Annotated in this window: 2 protein-coding genes and 1 pseudogene; 1 reads left to right on the top strand and 2 read right to left on the bottom strand. The window is 64.8% G+C overall.

Annotation, left to right across the window (positions count from 1 at the left end):
• Together JCM25146_RS21010 and JCM25146_RS21005 are read right to left on the bottom strand one after the other, a co-directional pair.
• Window positions 1-370 (bottom strand): annotated as a pseudogene (locus JCM25146_RS21010) (hypothetical protein); the annotation flags it as partial.
• A complete protein-coding gene (locus JCM25146_RS21005; protein WP_148299129.1) occupies window positions 328-1,833 on the bottom strand; it encodes a hypothetical protein in 1,506 nt (501 codons plus the stop codon). The gene JCM25146_RS21005 and the pseudogene JCM25146_RS21010, both read right to left, overlap by 43 nt.
• Before the next feature lie 405 nt (window positions 1,834-2,238).
• Here JCM25146_RS21005 and JCM25146_RS20205 point away from each other — a divergent pair.
• Window positions 2,239-3,122 (top strand): DNA translocase FtsK 4TM domain-containing protein (locus tag JCM25146_RS20205; RefSeq protein WP_242401200.1); only part of this gene is annotated, 884 nt, incomplete at its 3' end.

Genomic DNA, 3,122 nt, shown 5'->3' with positions numbered 1-3,122 from the left:
CCCGCTCCGCAGCAGGCAGGCCCACGGGCAGGTCGGCACTCAGGTCGGCCAGCAGCCAGCCGTGCAGGCGCTTTGCCTGCCCAAGGTCCAGTGCGCGCCCATCCAGCAACACCACAAACGCTACAATACTTGGAAGGCTGTCCCATACCCCCGGCTGGGCAGGTAGGGGGACAGATGGCAGGAGCCGCACCAGCGGGCAGGCCAGCAGGGCTGCCTTTGCCTCCACCACAAACTGGTGCAGGCGGGTATATTTTTGTGCATCTGGCACAGCCGCAAATGCCGCCATTTCAGCCTGCGCGCCGCTCCAGCGCAGGAACAGCCCCGCGTTCAGCCCCGCTGGCAGGTGCGTGTTGCGGGTAGGTCCGGCCATTCGGCCCGTGTGGCATATGCCGCAAGACCTGCGGGCAGGCTGTTATGGCGCAGGCGGTCCAGCCAGCCATCAGGCAGGAGCAGCGCACCACTAAACGGGGGGCCGGTAAAGAACTTGGAGCCGGTCACCATAACCGCCCACCCCCACTGCACATACTGGCGCACGGATTCGGGGCGCAGGCGGGACTGGCAGGCATCCACCAGCACATCCACCCCTGTCGGGTACAGCGCACACAAAGCCTGCACTTTGCTGGCAGGCAGGACAAGCTGCCCGGTTTTGGAGACATGCAGCACATACAGCAGAACACGCCGCCCATCCTGCATGGCACGGGTAATCTGGTGTGCGCAGTCCGCAAACAGCGCATCATCAGATATCCGTGCCCCACCACGGCCACGCAGCGGCAGGGCGACATGCTGCGCATCGGGGGCAAAGCCCTCCAGCAATGTGCCTTTGTGCACGGCCTGCCCCCGTGCGGTGCGGCTGGCAAAGTGGCGGCCACATGTGGCCAGCGGCACTCCGCTACCGGTTTCCTCCACACCGGGCAGCAGGGTGGTCAACCGGGCACTGGTCATGCCCATAAGCGCCGTAGCCGCCAGAGCGCAGTCGGTCCCCGATGGGGCCAGCACAACCCGCCCGGCCCCATCCAGTTGGTAAAAAGAGGCCAAGAACGCCTTGATCTGCTCCACGGCCTCCCCCCCCACCTGCCCTTCCACCGCAAGGCGGGTCAGCCGGGCCGCAGCCTGGTGGATGGCCCGCGCTGCTGGCAATGTGGGGGAGGACGCCGTGGAGGAGGAAAAATCAAGCTCTCCATACCGGGGGAAAGGCTGACAACCATAACGGTTGAGGCCGGTTTGCCGCGCGGGGTCCAGCCGTTCGTCCCCACCTTGCACAACCAGCCATTCCGCTGGCTGCACCATCGGCCAGACCGAGCATGCCCAGTTGTGCAGGTCCTGCGCGTCCACCGCATCCGGGCGCAAGGCGGGGGCTACATAACACGCCATATCCACCACACATTGCGCAAGCTGGGGGGCAGAAGGCACGGCAGACCCGGCCATGGCCGCCCCCCATGTACATGGCATGGCCTCGGGCACGTCCTGCGGACGGGGTGATGCTGCATGCCACGGCTGTGCTGACCATGCGCAGGCTGTAACCCGTGCCGCGGCCAGCAGCAGGCGTGCCCTGTGCCGGGCCTGCGTATCCACCCCAGCACCAACAGGGGACGCACACGTAGCGCCGTGCGCCATGCCATGCGGCAACGCACGGACAAGAGCCGACACCTCCAGCGCCAGACGCGCGAAAAACCATGCCTGTACAGGCCCCAGCGGCTGCGGCCCGCACAGAACCGCCCCATCGGGCTGCACGCAGACAGGACGCTCAAAATCTGGATGTTGCATAACGGAGCAGGGTGCGGACATATGCCGCAGGGCAGAAGACGAGAGCATGGACTGAAACACGTCGGTCAAATTACTTGCATCCATCTACTCGGCATACTCCGGAGCGGAAAATAAACAAAAAGCGGTCTGACCCAACAGCCTGCCCCCGCACACCATACGTACGCCACTGTCTGGGACCGGAACACATGCCCCCACCGCGTCGGGTGCTCCTACCCTGCTGCCCCCTTATATTGTCGATCCCGGCAGCGGAACAAGCGACACACACTCCACACCCCTATGTCCACCACGCACTGGACAGGCCCTGCCACACCGGTGCGGGCCATTCCACCTCCCCGCGATCTTGTGCAAAGGATGCGGTTCGCAATACGTGACAGGGCTGCTAAGAAGGAAACAGTCACCTTTACAACCACCCGCGCACGATTCCTGCCCACGGCGGGGAGCAGAGCGCGGCCTCTGGAGTCAGGACCGGCACCCTTGGCGCGCACAAGCCCTTTAAATACCAGCTCTTCCCCCACTCCCCACAAAAGCGGCCTGCGTTTACGCATGGAAGAAGGAGGGGGCGTTGGACTCTGCCTGCTGGCCTGTGCCCTGCTGGCGGCCCTGCTGACCTATAACCCGACCGATCCATCCTTTAACACCGCCACAAACCAGCCCCCCACCAACCTGCTGGGCACAACGGGCGCGCTGATTGCGGACACGCTGCTCCAGGGAATCGGGCTTGGGGCCACCTTGCCAGCGCTGATCCTTATGGCGTGGGGGTGGCGCTTTATGAGCCACCGCCTGCTTGGCCACGAAACATGGATGACCTTTGGCATGCGGGTGGCCGCCATTATGTGCCTGCTCCCGGTTTCTGGCGCATTGCTGGCGGCCATTCCGCTGCTCTTTACCGCATTGCCTGCACCTGAATGGCCGACACAGGCGGGCATTGGCGGGGGAGTTGGCCATTCTATCGCCCAGACATCCATCTCCGCTGGCATGGCCGCAATCGGCCCGGCGGGAGGTATGGTCATCTGGCTTCTGGGCGGGTTGCTTGCGGTGCTTCTGTTAGCGCTGGGTACAGGCCTGCGCCGGAGCGAATGGTTTGCCATCTGGCGGGCATTCGTATTTGTCGTGCGCATTCCCGGCCGGCTGGGTACACGGTTTGTGCGTTACTACGCCAGCCACAAACCCCAGTCCCCCGCGCCCACCAGCCACACCACAGCGGCCTACACCCCACAGGCAGCCCCCGCCACAGACCCGTTTTATGGCAGCACCCTGCCACCGGCGCCCTGTTTGATGATGAGGACGACGAGCCCAGCCACACGCCCGCTTACCACGCCCCCTCTACCCAGCCCCCCAGCACCGGCACGGCACTGGTG

This window comes from Acetobacter okinawensis JCM 25146, assembly GCF_000613865.1.
In the GTDB taxonomy this organism is placed as follows: Bacteria; Pseudomonadota; Alphaproteobacteria; order Acetobacterales; family Acetobacteraceae; genus Acetobacter; species Acetobacter okinawensis.
This window is presented reverse-complemented; position numbering and strand designations above follow the sequence as displayed.